Origin of the sequence: Lentilactobacillus fungorum, assembly GCF_016860605.1 — a bacterium.
Lineage (GTDB): Bacteria > Bacillota > Bacilli > Lactobacillales > Lactobacillaceae > Lentilactobacillus > Lentilactobacillus fungorum.
The window spans coordinates 1-19118 of record NZ_BNJR01000008.1 but is presented as its reverse complement, the minus strand read 5'-3'; the positions used below and the strand labels follow the sequence as shown (position 1 = coordinate 19118).

Genomic DNA, 19118 nt, shown 5'->3' with positions numbered 1-19118 from the left:
AGTTCCTCCCTTAACTTTAATTCGATAGGAATTAATGGCCGATGGGGTTACTGAAGCCAGTGGTAGTTGCCAAAAAACAATGAATTCAAAAAATGCCAGCTCCTAAAATCCGCATAATGGATTGGGAGCCGGCATTTTTGTTTAATCTAAGACTTTTTGCCAAGCTTGCCAGTAACGATCAATGGTTAATTGAGTTCGGGCGGTTTCAATGGCTTGGACAGCGGCTTGCTGGGCTGGTTCATTTTGTAATAAGTCGATGACGGCCTCGGCAATTCCCTCGGCATTACTGGAAATAGGCTTGCCAAGTCCTAGATCGGAAATGACGGGGGCGAGTTCACTGCTTAACGTTGCCCTGGCTGGAATCCGATCCTTAAAGTTGTACAACAGCGTAGTGGGCGTCGCCGCAAATTTGGATAAGTACAGGATAAGCTTTGATGTCGAAACAGCTTTGTCAATCCCATTTTGATCAATGACAACGTTGACGATTTTCTGGAATTGTTCAGCGTTGATTTTTTTGAAAACAGCGACTAAATCAACTCGAGAGTCGGGTTTACTGCATAGGGTTAGCTTAGCGTCCGGGATGGTTTTTCTAACGAGGTGCCAAGCCTTTAAAATATTAGCAAATGATAGCTCGTCAGTAAAGTCGGTGAATGCCACGATATCATTGTGCTGCCGCTTTACAATGGGCGTGTATTCGGCGTGCAGTTCGGTGTCTGAAAGGCTCATGTCGGCAATGACCGTCGGCAATACCTGATCTGAGTGTTCGCGGAGGACCGTTGCTTGACTGCTGGTAGCGACAATGGTGTCCGTGATTTGAGCGTTAGTCGAATCGGTAATGACCTGCTGGGGGTCAAACAAATGCTGGTAACGCAAAAAGACTCGTGGATGACCTGTTAAATGGCGAACCGACGTTGCTAGATTTTCTGGATTATTGACGATCAGGGTTGCCTGGTCGTCATTTTTGATGAGTTCATCCAAGAAAAAGCTAAATAAGTCGTCGAGGCTGCCAAATAAATAATGATTGGCTTGATAATTCTCTAAGTGATAACTGGTGGGCACTACTTGCTTATCGGCATTATACATATGAATCAACTGCAGCACCCGTTGGCCAGCTTGGTTGAACCAAAAGGTGTAGGCCAAATTACCATCGGGGTGAAGGTAATCCTCTGAAGATTTAAATCCCCGCCAATCATAATTTTGAGTTAGTGAGATGTTACCAAATTCGTCAAAATATTGAATGTAATTAACTTGACCGACGGTGGTTGGCATGATTTGAACGTGGGCGATTAATCGGCCGCCATCCCGTAGTTCTTGATAATTAGGACCGTGAGGCTGAATTTCGTAAGCCCGCTTGGAAATTTGTGGCAAGTCATGAATAGTCGGCTTCTTATGGGCAACTTTAACGGTTCCCTGAAAGTAATCGAATAAATTAATCACGTCTGCTTCGTCGATTCCCAATTGCTCACAACGCTGGGACTGAAAGCGATCATAGTCGCGTGTGACAATTTTAACCGGCTTATCATACGTCTTAAAAACTCTGAGTTGTTGCTTGAGGTTATTATTTACTTCAATATTGTCTTCACCTAAACTATCGGCTAAAAGATAAATCATATCTGCACCTTCTTATCGATTATTTGCAATTTTTTGATTTGCGTCGGAAATGAGGTTGATCCAAGTTGCCCAGATATTGTCTGAAGAGTATTCTTCGGCGGATTGATAGGCGCCATCACTTAGCTTTTGCAATAAATCTGGGTTCTTAAATAGTTTAACAAAGTTATTGGCCATTTGGTGCCAATTCCCCAAGGCGACAATGTGGCCGTTAATGCCATCCTTGACGATGCTGTTAGGCCCGTAATTGACGTCATAAGTTTCTCCGACTACACCATGAGAAATTGCTTCCAGTAGTGACAAGTTGAAGCCTTCCATTCGACTGGTGAGGCCAAACACTTGGGCAGATTGATAAACCGGCAGCAAATTATTCGTATAGCCTTTAAGCTTGACGACATCGCTTAACCCAAGTTCTTTAATAACTTTGCGGACTTTCTTCGGCTCAGCGTAATCATTTTCACTATTTTCATAGCCGTAAATATCCAATGTAATGTTCGGCACCGATTCCCGGGCCTGGCCAACGGCACGAACGAGGTCGTCAAGGCGCTTTTCGTTAGAGATTCTGGCAACGGCGATCACTTTGCCGGCGGTGCGCTGATTCATTGGAACGCGCTTTTCCGTGAGGACGGCATCTGGTACCACCCCAACTGGAATAACAAAGATGGGGATTTGCGGCTTAAATCTGGCGGCAACGTTATCGGCTTGTTTCTTGGTAGCCGTAATAATGGCGTTCCATTTATCGAGGTTGTTCAAGCCAAGTTCGTAGTTGTAATTGAGGCCGGAGTGCATCGGATCGTTGGCATCGTTTGTTTGCGAGTTGTGCAGATGTAAAACTTTATAGGCTTTTTCCTGCATGTGCATAATTGACCAATCGTCAACTAAGGAACGGTCAGAGACAAAAATGCTGACTTGGGGGTCTTGTCGGGCCAGTTCATCTAAGCAAAAACGCAGTAATTCAGAGATGGTGTTAAACTCGTAATCTTTACCTTTGTAGCCAACAACTCGAAATTGGGAAGTGGCTCGCTTCATTGAGCGATCGAACCGATAAAATTGCTGGATGGCGACGGAACCATCTGGCCTTAAAAGTTGCTCCATGTTAACTTGATTATCTGGAGTGTAGTACTGCTCCTTTGAGATAAAACCCCGACGATCATAGTAATCCACTTGATATAAATTCTGTAGCGTATCAAAGTAATGGACGGCCGCCACTTGCTGGGTGTTAGGAAAGACCGCAACCCGCATAAAAATTGCTTTGTTATGGTAGTACTCATAGTAATTTTGGTCAGCTACCCACTTTTTAACAACCTGGTCGCCAATATTTTTGGGAATCTTGATATCGTTGGGGGTAACTTCTGTTGGTTCAACGTGGGTGGCGTCCTGGAAGTAGTCAAATTCATTTAAAATATCGTCATCAGTTAAATCCGTGTATTTGAGATTATCGTGCAATTGCGGATCGTAATCCCTAGTGACGATTTTTGCTGGGACTTTGTGCGCCTTGAATAAGGCCATTCGCTTAAGCTGCGCGTGCTCAATACCTGATTTATTGACAGGCATATTGAAATTGACAAAATATAACATAAAGAGCGCCTCCATTTATATTTATTAATTAAAAACGTATAAAAATTCATAACCACTAAATTTAATAAGCCAACGATAAAAATTTGAACCATTTTAGTAATTGTGTGTTAGAATCCCTGTAATGGAATTGTTAATGGCGTTAATCACATAACAACTTTGACATCGACTCATTACACATTTATGTAATTAACGTTATCGTGTCACCCAATTAGGTGATCACCTTATGTAGTGTAGTTGTTATTAGATTAATAATCAACTAGAAACACAGGCAGTTGCTTTTTATTGGCAAAAATCTAATTAGATGATATTATCTGGGAATGCAACCGCTTGATGTTTTAATATAAGCGGAAATTAATGCATGTTTAACAATTCCAAAGTTAAATAATATGCTCACTAGTTGTATAAATTAAAGGGGGAATGTGCGACGAGTGTCTCAATTCTAATGGGTATGAACGATTTGTTTTTGGGAGGTAAGGTATATTGTCAAAACACAATAAAATGGTTAAAGACAGTATTATCAGCCAAAAGCAGCACTACAAAATGTACAAGAGTGGCAAGCGGTGGCTATTCGCCGCGATCACTGTTGTTACGTTCTCGTTAGGAGGCGCAGTCGTTGATTCGACGAGTGCTTCTGCAAGCACCGAGGCTGCTAAGACTGAAAATGTTCAATCTTCAACCAACCAATCAATTAGTACAGGGGGATCAACTGGTGATCAAACAGCAGTAATTGAACCATCGGATGATAGCGCTTCAAACACCGCCATTTCACTTGGTGATTCGACAACTGATACAACCACCAGTTCGACCAATGATAGTAATTCAAAAGAAACATCGGCTACTTCGACCAGTGATCAAACTGTCAGCTCTGAAGGCACTCAATCGGCTCAAACCAGCGCCCAGTCAAGTGCTGCTTCGACCAGCGAAACCCAATCAGCTGCTTCAAGTTCAGCTGCTCAGCAGTCCGATACGGCCGCACAATCTGATGTTGACCAACAGACAACCACGACTGCCAGCCCGACGTCAAGTTCAGCTGCCAGCGATACTGATTCATCAACTAGTTCAAATGCCCAAAGTGCGACGCAATCAACTAGTGAGAACGGTAGCCTAACAAGTAGTGGAACGTCGGCGCAGTCAACTGCACCTTCGTCAACGTCATCTGGGACTACCGCGCAAAGCAGTGCTGCTAAGACTGATTCACCATCTGCTGCCACCAAGCTGACAACAACGTTCAAAGCGGCTGCCTTAAACGCGGATCCGGCTTCCCTTAGTGCGGTCAGTGAATCAGGAACTGACCTTTTGTCAGCAGCTGTTTCAGGAAGCGCGACTGATGCAAAAGCTTCAGCTGCCAGCAGCATTGCGACATCCGCTGCAGCTGATGCTAGTGCAGCCGCATTAGCAGCGGCAAACGCAGTGACAAGTGCCAGTGCTGGGGCAGCTTCAGCATCGGCTGCGGTGCCAACTGGCGACGTTGCCAAAGCGAGTGCCGGGTTATCTGCAGCTAAGTCGGCTGCTACGCTTGCTTCTGATCAGGCGCTTTTGGCTGCCAGCTCGGCTCGATTGACGAACGCTGCTGCTAGTGCCGCTAGCAGTTTAGCCACTGCACTCAATAGTGATGCTGCTTCAGTAACTGCCGCTAGCCTTGCTAATACCGCGGCAATTATTGCCCAAGCTTACGCAAATTCTGCGGCTACCAAAGTGCCAAGCGCGGCGACGTATGTACTAGCAGCTACCGCCTCTTTGAGTGCGGCGACTACCAAGTCTGCCGCTTATACCGCATATTCGGATGCCCTAAAGAGCGTGCCGTCAACGGCAAGTAATTACACTGGCCAGTCCTATGCGGAAATGAGTGCGACCGTTAGTGATCTCAATCAGCTAACAGCTAGTTCCAGTTTGACGGCTCTTAATGCGGCGACGAAACTCATTAACGATGCGGTCAAAAGCTTAGTGCCAACGGCTACCAGTGATGGCAAGCAAATTACCACCGCTGTTTTAAGTGATGCCGTTACCTCTGCCGCTGCAAAGTTTCCGGTTTCAGCTTCTGCCGGCTATACGTCTGAAGCTTGGCAAGCATACACCGCTGCTCTTTCTGCCGCTTCAAGCACGGCTGCTAACTCTGCAGCAACTGGCGATCGGGCTGCAGCCATTTACAAAGCATTGCAAGACGCCATTACAACGCTTGGCCAATCAACGACCAAGGCAGTTACGAGCGATTATAGTTCGTTAGCAGCCTCGGCGAATGCGGCAATTACCAGTGCTGGTTCTTATACATCGGCTTCAATTACGGCTTTAAAGACAGCCTTGAGTGCTGCTAGTGCGGTGACTGATTCCACGGCTGCCGATACTGCTCAAACGGCAATGACGAATTTGTCAGCGGCTGTTAGCGGCTTAGTCAAAGCAGCCAGTTTAACTGATTTGTCATCAGCAATTAATACGGCTAAAGCTGCCTATCAAGCAACAGGAGCTTCAGCCAACTATGCTTCAAGTACTTGGGATGATTTCTCTAGTGCTTATGTTTACGCAACTTCAGTATTAAACAACGCGGGCGCCACTGCTGATCAGATTAGTAACGCAACCGCTTCGTTAACGACCGCTTATCAAGCGCTGTTCGGCAATGGTAAATCGACTTATGTCAGCAGCTTGAGTGATGCAATCAACGGCGGCACCACTTTACTCAGTGCCGGGGCTGGATCCGCATTTGATAGTTCGACGACTGGGGCACTTAGTTCAGCAATTAGTGCTGCCAAGACAGTGTTGAGTGATAGTGCCAGCACCCCAGATGAGCTGGCATCGGCTTCTTCAGCTATTATTACGGCGATCGATGGCCTTAAAACGACTTTCCAGGTGACGATTGATAGCTTGGATCAGTTTATCCAGACAGCGGCTGGCATTAGTAGTGCCGGCAGCAATGGGGTAACCGCCGATTCTTACAATGCGCTTTCCAGTGCGTTAGCTAACGCGCAATATGCGCGCTACAACGATTCAAACGCCTCAACTTTGGGGAGTGATACGGCTAAGCTGACAGCGGCTATTTGGGCAACGGTACCAACGGATGCGTCCGCTGCGGCTTATAAGAATCAGTTGAAGACGGCCTTGTCAGCAGCTCAATCAACTGCTTCAGATTCGAAGGCAATGTCTGGGGTTTCATCGGATTCAATTACTAATTTGAAGAACGCCATTCAAACCGCCATCAACACGTTAAATAGTGGCACGACCGATGCGGATGCTTTGCAAACGGCTTATAACACTGTGAACTTTTACACTGCCAACTTGTCTAAGACTGGCGGTGGTTCGATTAGTTTGGGAACTGGTGTTTACTTCTATGTTTATGGGACGAATAACGATAGTCTCAATGGCAACAGTTTGCACAATCAACCGACAAATACGATCAATGCTAGTGCAGGAACGCTTACCTTTGGGGACGCTTCTTCGATTACCAATCTTTGGTCATTGAAAAACGGCTATACGACGACATTTACCCTGCCAACTGCCTTGACAACTTTCTTTAATAGTGTGGATTGGCAAAAATACGTTACAGTTTCATACTATGAAGCAGGAGCCGGTGGAAGTGAAACGGGTACAGGAATGAAGACTGTTAACAATCAATCTTTACTGGATACCACTAAGACAACCACTCTGGCTCAGGCAATTAACACTGGTGATTTTCAAGTTACGACCTCCGTTAATAGTGATGGACAAACAGTCTTCACTGTTAATAGTAAAGTGGTTGGTAATGGGACCACTGATACCGGTTATGTCTTTACTTTGGATTTGAAATCTTGGTCCGCTGATACGGGTACTTACTTGCAACGAGTAACCCTTGCTAGTGATGCCAGTTCAGCTGCCGTAGCGGCTGCCAACACCATTACGGTTGTTGCCGGTGCTACCGGTTTTTCAACAACCCAAGGTAAAACAATTAGTGATGCCACTACCTTTGCCAACACCTACGGCACCACTTCCGGCAGTTCGCAAACCGGGACTGATTGGAGTTCTGAAGCCACTGGTGGTCTGGCAACCTTGTCCGCCGCGATTCAAAGTGCCGTTCCAGCGGTTACTTCCGGTAGTTTAACCCGAGTGATTACTGAGGGTACCAACACCGTTAGCGGCAAACTTGATTCAGCTGCCTTCTCTGCTGCGGTTGCTTCGAATAATAGTGGTGACGTACTGCAGGTGGTTGTCACTGATAAAACCACTGGGGAAACTGTTACCACGACTGTTAACTCAGATGGCACCTTCTCGGCGTCATTTGGGAACAAGAATGGCAATATTGTTTCTGGAACTACTTTGGACACCGGCGATGTGATTACCGCTCAAGCTCAGCGGGTTAGCGCATCCGGCGAGGTTACGTATGGCACGCTGGGATATTTGTCACACGGCCTGCAAGAAGGACAAACCCCTTATGTGAACGTTGACTTTAATTCAATGAGCCAAGGCTCGCAGACGCTTAACGGGACAATTACAACGATTACCCCGGTTGACACGACCTTTAGCGATGCCATTAGTAATTCAAAGACCAGCTCACTTGCAAGTGGGGATCTCAACGTTTATACGGTTCAAGTCTCTATTTACAATGCGGATGGCTCACGGGCCTATCAGTCTACAATTCAAGCTGATGCCAATGGTAAATGGTCGATTTCGATTCCTGCTTTGAAAGCCGGCCAATATGTAGATGCAACGACGCGGGTTCAAACTGGTATTTCAACCGGCAATAACGATATTCAGCCAAGTGGAACGGCCGTAGTTGGGCTTGAAAACACGGTAACTGGTCATTTCTACGTGCCAACTGATACGAGTGCTTTAAGCGCGGCTGTTTCGGCTGCCAGTGAAGCTGTTACCGCGGGATCTAGTTCGACCCAAGCAACGTCGGCTGAATGGGATGCCTTAGTATCAACCCTTTCAGATGCTCAAACGATTCTAACAGCTGCCAAGGCGACTGAAAATCAAATGACGACTTCAGCAGCGGTTACCCAAAGCAGCGCTGATTCAGCTGCAGCTGCTTTGAATAAAGCACTAACTGAAGCTACTAAGAGTACTTCTGGACTGGATCAAGCAATTAGTGCTGCAAGCCAGATTGATCCGACTAAATACACGGCTGCCAGTTACAATGCGGTTAAAACGGCCTTGAGTGCAGCTGAAGCACTCTCTGCTAGTGCCCAAGCTGATTTAAGCAAAGTCAGTGCTACTGATATTTTGACGGCAACCAGTAATTTGAACGATGCTGTTAAAGCGTTAGTTTCCCAGACAAATACGGAAGCGATTGCCTCGGCGGCTGCGAAGGCTGATACGCAAGCTGCCGCTACAAGTAATGCGGCCAGCGCTGCCAAGAGCGCGGCTGCTGCTGCGAGTGCGGCTAGTGCTTCGGTTGATGTGGCTGTTCAGAAAGGTGACTTAACGGCAGCTGCCGTTGCCAGTGCGGCTGCGAGTGCGGCTGGTAGTAATGCGACAAGTGCTGCATCAGCTGCTTCAACAGCTGCCAGCGCTGCGAGTGTTGCGGCTGCGAGTGCGGCTGAACTTGCCAAGACAATTTCAACCAGTGATGCTTCATATAATGAGGCACAGGATCAAGCGAGTGCGGCTGCCAATGCTGCTGAAAGTGCGGCTAGTGATTATCAAGCTGCCAGTGCGGCGGCTTCTAACGCGACTGCGAGTGCTTCGGCCGCTAGTGCTGCCTACTCATCGGCAGTCTCTGCTTCGGCTGCTGCCAGCGATCAGGCAAAAACCAAGGCTGAATCAACTGCCGTAATAGCTGCCAGTGCTGCTGAAAGTGCCGCCGCTGTTGCCAGCGATCAAGCATCTTCAGCATCAACGGCTTATCAAACCGCCAGCCAAGCAGCTGCCAGTGCTTCTGACGCTGCCAAGACCGGTGATGTTACTTTGGCAACATCGGCTAAAAGTGCCGCTACTAGCGCTGCTGCCAGTGCCTCGGCTGCTTCTAGCTTAGCTGCCAGTGCTGCTAGCTTGGCTGCTAGTGAATTTGCAACCGCTAAAAGTGCTGCGAGTGCTGCCGGTAATACTTCTGCCGCTGCTGAAAGCTTTAATTCTGCTAGCACAGCAGCTAGTGCGGCTGCCAGTGCTGCTCGAGTTGCTTCAGCTAGCGCAGCTTCAGCTAATGCCCTTGCCAGTGCTGCAACTGACTCATTGATTGCAGCCATTAATCAGAGTGCGACTGCCCAGACTTCTGCCGCCAAGTCGGCTAGTGCAGCTGCGAGTGATGCCATTGCTTCGGCCAGTGCTGCTGGGAAGACGGCTTCTGAGCAAGCCAGTGCGGCGATTGCGGCCGCTACGGCAGCTGCCCAAAAGGATGCCAGTGATGCTATTACTTCGGCGGCTACTTCGGCCAGTGCCGCGATCCAATCCGCTGCCGACTCAGCAGGAAGTTCAGCTCAAAGCGCTGCCCAAAGTGCTGCTAAATCTGCTTCCGATGCGATTTCACTAGCTGCAAGCTCAGCCAGTGCGGCTATTCAGTCGGCTACTGATTCGGCTGCCGCTTCAGCTAGTTCAGCTGGTCAAAGTGCTTCTGCTGCTGTTAGCGCAGCGGTTAGTGCGGCTGCCAGTGCCGCTACTAGCGCTGCTGCTTCCGCTCAAGATGTTGCAACCAGTGCGGCTGCGAGCGCTGCTGTAGCTATTCAAACCGCAAGTAATTTGGCTTCAGCTGCTACAAGTGCCGCCGCTTCAACCGTAACAAGCGGCGCAACTGCGGCCGCAAGTGCAAGTGTTGCAGCAAGCAACGCAGCCAGTGTTGCTGCTGCAAATGAAGCTACAGCAACGAGTGCGGCAAGCGCAGGCAAGGCGGCTACAACTGTCAGTGATGCCAAATCTGCTTCGACTGCTGCGAGTGCGGCTGCCAGTGCGGCTAATAGTGCAGCCACGAGTGCAAGTGTCGCCGCTGAGAATGCATCGGCTGCTGCTTCAGCTGCTGCCAGTGCCGCAATCGTTGCTGGGACATCAGCTGCGAGCGCTGTTGCTGCCAGTGCTGCTAACTCAGCCAAAGCAGCTTTAGAGAATGCTAAATCAGCTGCGAGTGCCGCTGCAATTGCATCATCGGCTGCTAGTGAAGCTGGAGATGCTTATATCAACGCGGCAATTTCTGATGCGACAGCGTCAGCAAGTGCGTCAGCTGCTGCTAACTCAGCCGCTGCTGATGCTAAGGCTGCGAGTGTTGTGGCTGCGAGCGCTGCTAGTGAAGCTGCCAGTGCTGCTTCTGCTGCTACATCGGCGGCCGCTGTTTCCGATAATGCCGCGGCTAGTGCGGCTGCGAGCGCTGCCCGAAGTGCTGCTGCGGCTGCCAGTGCCGCTGCTGCGAGTGCTGCCAGTGCATCGACTAGTGCTGCGAATGCAGCCAGTCAAGCAGGCACCAGTGCGGCTAGTCAAGCCGCTACCAGCGCCTCGGCTGCCGCTGCCAGTGCCTCGGCTGCTGCTGCGAGTGCGGCCTCTGCTGCGAGTGCGGCTACATCTGTTGCCAGCCAAATCAGTGCTGCCACTTCGGATGCTATTAGTGCCGCTCAAAGTGCTGCTAATAGTGCGGCTGCGAGTGCTGCCAGCGCCGGCCAAGACGCATCGGCTCAAGCTAGTGCCGCCCAAAGTGCGGCTGCCAGTGCCGCTGCGAGTGCCGCTTCGGCAGCTGAAAGTGCCAGTGCCGCCGCTAGTGCGGCTGCCAATGCCGCTTCAGCATCGGCTAGCGCTGCGATTAGCGCAGCCGCCAGTGAAGCTGCTCAAAAGGGTAGTGCTGCGAGTGAAGCGGCTGCATCGGCTGCCAAGTCAGCCAGTGCGGCGGTTGAAAGTGCGGCTGCCTCAGCAGCTACATCAGCTGCGAATGCCGCTTCGGCTGCAGCCTCCGCTGCCGCCAGCACCGCTGCTGCGAGCGCTAGTGCGGCTGGGAAAGATGCCTCGGCTCAAGCCAGTGCCGCTGCTTCAGCTGCTGCGAGTGCCGCCGCTGACGCTGCTAAGTCGGCCAGTGCGGCTGAAAGTGCCGCCATCTCTGATGCAACAGCCAGTGCAGCTCAATCAATTAGTGCGGCTGCCAGTGCCGCTCAGAGTGCTGCGAATGCCGCTTCTGCCTCAGCCTCAGCCGTTGCTTCAGCGGCCGCTAGTGCGGCTGCGAGTGCTGCCAGCGCCGGCCAAGACGCATCGGCTCAAGCTAGTGCCGCCCAAAGTGCGGCTGCCAGTGCCGCTGCGAGTGCCGCTTCGGCAGCTGAAAGTGCCAGCGCCGCCGCTAGTGCGGCTGCCAATGCCGCTTCGGCATCGGCTAGTGCCACGATTAGTGCAGCCGCCAGTGAAGCTGCTCAAAAGGGTAGTGCTGCGAGTGAAGCGGCTGCATCGGCTGCCAAGTCAGCCAGTGCGGCGGTTGAAAGCGCGGCTGCCTCAGCAGCTACATCAGCTGCGAGTGCCGCTTCGGCTGCAGCCTCCGCTGCCGCCAGCACCGCTGCTGCGAGCGCTAGTGCGGCTGGCCAAGATGCCTCGGCTCAAGCCAGTGCCGCTGCATCGGCTGCTGCCAGTGCTGCTTCTGAAGCTGCTAAGTCGGCCAGTGCGGCTGAAAGTGCCGCCATCTCTGATGCAACAGCGAGTGCAGCTCAATCAATTAGTGCAGCTGCCAGTGCAGCTCAGAGTACCGCAGACTCAGAGAGTGCTGCTCTTAGCTCAGCTAATGCAACTATAACCAGTGGCGCTTCGGCTGCCAGTGCCGCGAGTGAAGCTGCTGCTTCTGCTGCTAATATTGCCTCGGCAAATGCTTCATCGGCAATTAGTGCCGCAGCAGTTGCCAAAAACGCAACGACCGTTTCTGATGCTAAATCAGCTTCAATTGTTGCAAGTAATGCGGCTTCTACAGCTGCCAGTGCCGCTACGAGTGCCGACATTGCCGCCTCTGCTGCCAGTGTTGCCGCTTCGGCTGCTTCAAATGCAGCAACAATTGCGAAGACGTCTGAAGCAGCTGCTAGTGCTGCGGCTGCAATGCTTTCAGCTAGTGCGGCTTTAGCAAACGCTACAAGCGCCAAAGCAGATGCAACTTCAGCTGCTTTGGCCGCTAGTGAAGCGGGTGAATCGTATACCAGCGCGGTAGCTTCCAGTACGGCCGCTAGTGCAAGTGCTTCAGCTGCCATTAATGCTGCTTCTGTGGCAGCAAGTGATGCTACTACTCAAGCCAGTGCGGCTGCCAGTGTTGCCACTAGTGCTGCTAACGCTGCCGCTAGTGCTGCAAGCGAAGGTGATAATGCAACCACATCAAGTGCTGCCTTTATCGCTGAGAATGCGGCTACATCGGCTAGTGTTGCCGCTGCTAATGCTGCTTCTGCTGCCAGTGCTGCTGCTTCAGCGGCTGATCAGATTGGTACTAGTGCTGCAAGGGATATTGCCGCTAGCGCCGCTGCCTCGGCTACTAGTGCTTCGGCTGCAGCTTCAATGGCTGCCAGTGCTGCTTCTGCTGCTAAGTCTAATGCCCAACAAACCAGTGCCGCTGCCTCTGCTGCCGCCAGTGCTGCTGTTGCTGCCTCTAAGAGTGCGGCTGATTCGGCATCGACTGCCGGCAAAAATGCGTCAGAGCAAGCTAGCGCTGCCGCTTCTGCTGCTGCCTCTGCCGCTGCTAGTGCCGCCTCTGCTGCTGAAAGTGCCAGTGCCGCTGCCTCTGCTGCTGCCTCTGCGGCATCCGAATCAGCCAGTGCTGCCATTAGTAGTGCTGCTAACGAGGCTGCTCAAAAGGGTAGTGCTGCAAGTGAGGCGGCTGCTTCGGCTGCCAAGTCAGCCAGTGCGGCGGTTGAAAGTGCGGCTGCCTCAGCGGCTACATCAGCTGCTAATGCTGCCTCTGCTGCCGCTTCCGCTGCGGCCAGTGCCGCTGCTGCGAGTGCTTCTGCGGCTGGGCAAGATGCCTCGGCTCAAGCCAGTGCTGCTGCCTCTGCTGCTGCGAGTGCCGCCGCTTCTGCTGCTAAATCCGCTTCTGCTGCTGAAAGTGCTGCAATTGCCAGTGCCGCTGCGAGTGCTGAAAAGGCAATCAGTGATGCTGCCAGCGCTGCTCAAAGTGCTGCTGCGAGTGCGGCTTCTGCTGCCGCTTCCGCTGCGGCCAGTGCTGCTGCTTCAGCGAGTGTGGCTGGTAAGAATGCATCAGAGCAAGCCAGTGCCGCTGCGAGTGCTCAAGCTAGCGCCGCTGCTCAAGCTGCTTCTGCTGCGAGTGCGGCTAGTGCTGCTGCGAGTGCCGCCGCTTCTGCTGCATCGGCTTCAGCGAGTGCCGCAATTAGCGCTGCTGCTAGCCAAGCCGCTGAAAAGGGGAGCGCCGCCAGTGAAGCTGCCGCCAGTGCTGCTAAATCTGCGAGTGCCGCAGTAGCCAGTGCGGCCGCCAGTGCTGAAACCAGTGCCGCAAATTCAGCGAGTGCTGCTGCTTCCGCTGCTGCCAGTGAAGCTGCTGCTTCAGCGAGTGCGGCTGGCAAGACGGCTTCTGAACAAGCCAGTGCCGCTGCTTCCGCTGCTGCCAGCGCCGCAACGTCAGCTGCCAGCGCCGCTTCCGCTGCTACAAGTGCCGCAATTGCCAGTGCTGCTGCGAGTGCGGAAAAAGCAATTAGTGATGCCGCCAGTGCGGCTCAAAGCGCCGCAGATTCGGCTAGTGCTGCTGCCAATGCTGCTATAAGTGCCGCAAATAGCGCTGCTACTTCAGCGAGTGCAGCTGGCAAGACGGCTTCTGAACAAGCCAGTGCGGCCGCCTCTGCTGCTGCAGTGGTTGCTAACTCAGCTGCCAGCGCTGCTCAAAGTGCTGCTACTGCGAGCGCCGCTGCTTCTGCCTCAGCAGCAATCAGTGCTGCAGCTAGTGAAGCTGCTCAAAAAGGTAGTGCTGCTGCAAGCACTGCTGCCAGTGCTGCTACTAGTGCTTCCGCTGCGGCCAGTGCCGCAATTGCCAGTGCTGCTGCCAGTGGTTCAGCTAGTGCGAGCGCCGCAATTGCCAGCGCTGCTGCTTCTGCCGCCGCTAGTGCTTCTGCGGCTGGCAAGACAGCCTCTGAACAAGCCAGTGCTGCCGCTTCTGCCGCTACGAGTGCTGCTGTTAGCGCTGCTTCTGCTGCCTCTGCTGCTACTTCATCTGCCGCTGCAAGTGCAGCCGCCAGTGCTGCCAAAGCAGTGAGTGCCGCCGCTTCTGCCGCTCAAAGTGCCGCTGATGCTGCTTCTGCCGCCACGAGTACTGCTGAATCTGCTGCAAAGAGCGCTGCGGATTCAGCCAGTGCCGCTGGTAAGAACGCGTCAGAACAGGTTAGTGCTGCCGTTTCTGCCGCTACCTCTACAGCTGCGGCTACTACTTCTGCTGCAACGTCGACGGCCGCTACGAGTGCCGTTGCTTCGGCAAATGCCGCTATTAGTGCCGCTGCCAGTGAGGCAGTTGGAAAGAATAGCGCTGCCAGTGCTGCTGTAGCCAGTGCCGCTGCTTCAGCTGCAACGGCTGCTAGTGAAGCAATCGCGAGTGCCCAAGCCAGTGCTGCAACAAGTGCGAGTGCCGCAATTGCCAGTGCCGCTGCTTCAGCTGCCGCTAGTGCTGCTTCAGCTGGCAAGAGTACTTCAGAACAAGCCAGTGCCGCTGCTTCAGCTGCTGCCTCGGCTGCAACTTCAGCCGCCAGTGCTGCGAGCGCTGCCGTTAATAGTACGGCTGCCAGTGCCGCCGCCAGTGCTGCTCAAGCAATTAGTGCCGCTGCGACGACATCCACAAATGGCGGTTCAATAAGCGGTGGTATCACTGGAGGGGCTGGAACATCTGGAACAACGACCGGTTCGTCAGCTGCTGCTTCATCATCAGTAGCCAATGCTTCTGCTAACACGTCAAACACTTCTGAAGCTGCCGAAGCTACCAGCAAGTATTGGACAACGCTTTCCGGTAAGACAATGATCACTCGAAAGGGACTGTATCGTTACACGGCGAGCGGTAAGCGAATCAACTACATTTCAGTCGGGACAGTTTTGCACGTGGTACGAGTTGAAAAAGTTGGTGACAAGACGCAGTTGATTTTGACTGATGGCTCTCACGTTACTGGGTTGAAGTCCTTTATCGACTTTACAACGGTTGGTTCCAAGTACAATGATGATCTTTACAAGAATTCACTTCTTTATGTTGCAAATGCCAAGGGATTGTACGAATACTCCGGTAAGACATTTAAGAAGGCGAAGAAAGGACGTCATGTAAAGGTTGGGACTGTGCTGCATGTCGCTCGAATTGTTCGTTCTGGTAAAACTACGAGATATCTTTTGACGAATGGAAAATACGTCACTGCCAACCGTGGCTTTGTAAAAGGAACTAAGGTTAAGGCAACGTATTATACTGGAAAATTAACGGGATACAAAGTTACCGTTAAGAATGCCAAGGGGATCTTTAAGTATAAAAATAGTGGTTTAACTTCCAAGCAAGGTAAACGACTTAAAAAAGGAACGACACTCAAAATTAAGCGGATTGTCGTAAAAGGCAAGACTACTAGATTCCAGTTAACTAATGGTGCTTATGTCACTGCAAATCAGAAATATGTATCAGTTACCAAGAAATAATGGTAGCTGAGAACCTAAAAAACGGGTCACACCTATAAAGGGTGCAACCCGTTTTTTTTAATTTAAGCTAACAAAAAAGCCCTCAACAGAGGACTTTCATTAATTAATTAAATTAGTCGTTTACAACAGTAACGTTAGCAGCTTGTGGGCCACGATCGCTGTCTTCAACGTCAAGGGTTACGTGTTGGCCTTCTTCGAGGGTCTTGTAACCATCAGCATTAATAGCTGAGAAGTGAACGAATACGTCCTTGCCGTCTTCTAAAGTGATAAATCCGTAACCTTTGTCGCCGTTAAACCATTTAACTGTACCTTGTTCCATAAGAATGAAACCTCCATGCGCTTTGCGCCGTTATATTTGCATTTGAAACTTGAAAAACAGGAATCATTCTTAATAGAACGTTGTACCTTGTTTCGAAGTATAAATACATTATCTATACTTTAACAGCCATTCTCGAAAATAGCAATCATTTAACTTAAATAATTTGACTTTTTTTCATGAGTTTACTTTTGCGTTGAAAAAGCATCCGATATCTGACCGATTAATGAGTAAAAAAGAGAATTATCTAGTTTACAATGACGTTGCTCTAAAAATGATAATTTGCAAAAAGCAAGCTCAATCACGATGTAACCACTATCAATTTTTAATCATCAAAAAACAAAATGTTTAGGCTTGACTAAAAACTTGATGAGTATATACTCCCTAGTGGCAATTAATTGAGTTCGCTCAAATAACTGACCTGAATTTCAAACCAATGGAAAGAGGGCATTCGAAATGCGAGAGAACGTTATCGAACCTAAGAAAAAATTATTTTCATTTGATGAAACACCGAGTAAAAGCCTGGATGAAGTTAACGGCAGTATCAAAGTTCCCGATGATGCGGGCTTTTGGAAAACACTACTAACGTACACCGGGCCAGGGATCTTAATCGCCGTTGGCTACATGGACCCGGGAAACTGGATTACATCGATCGCCGGGGGCGCGCAGTTCAAGTACAGCTTACTATCCGTAATCTTGATTTCCAGCTTGATTGCGATGTTGTTACAGGCAATGTCTGCGAGGCTGGGAATTGTAACTGGCAAAGATTTGGCCCAATTAACACGAGAGTCGACATCCAAATGGGGTGGCTTTTTCCTTTGGATTATTACCGAACTGGCTATTATGGCAACGGACATCGCCGAAATTATTGGTTCGGCAATCGCCATCAAATTACTATTTAATATTCCACTCATCGTCGGAATTTTAATTACCAGTGCGGACGTTTTGATCCTCTTGTTGCTGATGAAGCTGGGCTTTCGAAAGATTGAAGCGATTGTGGCAACATTGGTAGCTGTTATTTTGATGGTCTTTTCATATGAAGTATTCCTGTCAGGACCACATCTAACTGAATTATTGGAGGGCTATTTTCCTTCAAAAGACATCGTGACTAACAAGTCGATGCTGTATTTATCGCTTGGCATTGTCGGCGCAACGGTTATGCCTCACGACCTATACTTGGGTTCATCGATTTCACAAACCAGGGCGCTAGATCGTAGTGATCGTAATGCCGTTAAGCGGGCCATTAAGTTTACGACAATTGATTCAAATATCCAATTGTCGATTGCCTTTGTCGTGAACAGCCTCCTGCTTGTTTTAGGAGCTGCCTTGTTCTTTGGCACAGATAGTCAGTTAGGCCGATTCGTTGATCTATTTAACGCATTGAGTAATTCCCATATTGTTGGCGCGATTGCTAGTCCGCTATTGAGTATGCTGTTCGCAATTGCCCTACTGTCGTCTGGTCAAAGCTCCACAATTACTGGAACATTATCTGGTCAAATCATTATGGAAGGCTTCATTCATTTGAAGATGCCATTATGGGCACAGCGCTTGTTAACGCGATTGTTATCAGTTTCTCCCGTCATCGCCTTTGCCATTTACTACCATGGCAACGAAGCTAAAATTGAAGAGCTGTTAACGTTGTCGCAGGTATTCTTAAGCATTGCCTTACCGTTTGCTGTTGTTCCCTTGGTTATTTTTACCAGCAGCAAGAAGTTAATGGGCGAGTTTGTCAACAAAGCTTGGGTGAAATACTCAGCTTGGGTGGCAGCGATTGTGTTGGTTATCTTAAATATCTATTTAATCCTACAATCCACTGGTCTGCTTTAAATCTCTTTATAAAAAGTTTGCGATTGAATCTCAGACAACACCTCGTTATGAACCGGGTGCTCGGAGCTTTAGATATAACGTCACACTCTTTATAAAAAGGCTTAAGGGCACAAACTGATTGATAAGAAGTTGTTGGCATCTTGCCTGCGGCTTCTTTTCTTTTAGGGTAGAATAAAGTTAATTGATGGAGAAAAAGCGATGGGGGATATTGACATGATTAGACCTGAAAAAACAATTGGCAAAACCAAGTGGATTGAGACCATTAAATTAACACCGGCCGAGCAGGCCCGCCTTCAAGATGATTATGGGATTGATGAAGATATTATTGAATACGTGACCGACCGCGATGAAAGTGCCAACTACGTGTATGATGTCAATGAAGACGACCAACTGTTTATTTTGTTGGGGCCATATGCCTTGAATAAGAATGATATTCGCTATATTACCCAGCCGTTTGGCATTTTACTTCATCAGGGCATTTTGTTTACCTTTAATCAAGGACACATTGCAGAAGTTAACGATGCTTTTCAATCGGCTTTTGAAAATCCAGAGGTTGATACGGTTGACGCCTTCATCTTAGAAGCATTATTTACGGTCGTAGACAGCTATATTCCCATCGCTCGCGCGGTCACTCGAAAACGCAATCAATTAGATAAGATGCTGAATCGAAAGACTAAAAATGTTGATTTAATTGCACTATCTCATCTGCAACAAACCCTGACTTTTTTAACCAGCGCGGTTCAATTAAACTTAAGTTTACTCAGACGAATGCCCAGCACTCACTTTGGCAAGGGGGCAGATCAAGAAAAGCAGGATCTGTTCGAAGACGTTACAATTGAAGCCGAACAAGTCCAGCGAATGATTGAAATTGAAACTCAAGTGGTTGATCGAATTGACCATACGTTCAATAGCATTGCCAATAACAGTTTGAATGACACGATGAAATTCCTAACGATCTGGTCGTTAACCATGGCAGTTCCGACAATCATTACGGGATTCTACGGAATGAACGTCAAACTTCCGCTGGCAACGTTAAAGTACGCTTGGATAATCGCAATCGCTATCTCGGTGTTCTTGATTGTGTGGCTGTTGGTGTTGTTAAAGGCGAGACATAAAATGTAAAATCGGGGTTAGGCGCTGCCCGTTAAGCTATTGTGAGCAAGGTAAGTCAAGCATCGAGGAATATTCGTTGCGTTAGCTAATTTCTAATAACTTTTACAGAATATTTACGCTTTTGATACTGGGCAAATATGAAACATTTGTATTATAAAAGTGTTAGATTGGAAGTTGT

General features: G+C 49.6%; 6 protein-coding genes. 3 read left to right on the top strand and 3 right to left on the bottom strand.

Features of this window, described 5'->3' with window-relative positions; genetic code table 11:
• Positions 1-141: 141 nt before the first annotated feature.
• The gene (locus YK48G_RS04135) at positions 142-1611 is read right to left on the bottom strand and encodes a glycosyltransferase family protein (RefSeq protein ID WP_203629460.1); all 1470 of its coding nucleotides are present in this window, start codon (positions 1609-1611) and stop codon (positions 142-144) included.
• Between the two features lie 12 nt (positions 1612-1623).
• Entirely contained in the window at positions 1624-3186 is a 1563-nt protein-coding gene (locus YK48G_RS04130) for a glycosyltransferase (protein ID WP_203629459.1), read from the bottom strand.
• A gap of 480 nt (positions 3187-3666) precedes the next feature.
• Here YK48G_RS04130 and YK48G_RS04125 point away from each other — a divergent pair, with 480 nt between their 5' ends.
• Positions 3667-15684: a DUF5776 domain-containing protein gene (locus tag YK48G_RS04125; protein WP_203629458.1), complete on the top strand. Its 12018-nt coding sequence runs from the start codon at positions 3667-3669 to the stop codon at positions 15682-15684.
• A gap of 112 nt (positions 15685-15796) precedes the next feature.
• Here YK48G_RS04125 and YK48G_RS04120 read toward each other — a convergent pair whose 3' ends face one another.
• Positions 15797-16003, bottom strand: a complete 207-nt coding sequence (locus YK48G_RS04120) for a cold-shock protein (protein WP_203629457.1) — start codon at positions 16001-16003, stop codon at positions 15797-15799.
• A 453-nt stretch (positions 16004-16456) separates the two neighbouring features.
• On the opposite strand from YK48G_RS04120, the gene YK48G_RS04115 reads away from it, so the two are divergent.
• Together YK48G_RS04115 and YK48G_RS04110 are read left to right on the top strand one after the other, a co-directional pair.
• Complete coding sequence (locus YK48G_RS04115; RefSeq protein WP_203629456.1) at positions 16457-17827, top strand: Nramp family divalent metal transporter; 1371 nt, start codon at positions 16457-16459, stop codon at positions 17825-17827.
• A 213-nt stretch (positions 17828-18040) separates the two neighbouring features.
• Complete coding sequence (locus tag YK48G_RS04110) at positions 18041-18949, top strand: magnesium transporter CorA family protein (protein ID WP_203629505.1); 909 nt, start codon at positions 18041-18043, stop codon at positions 18947-18949.
• Positions 18950-19118: the final 169 nt, after the last annotated feature.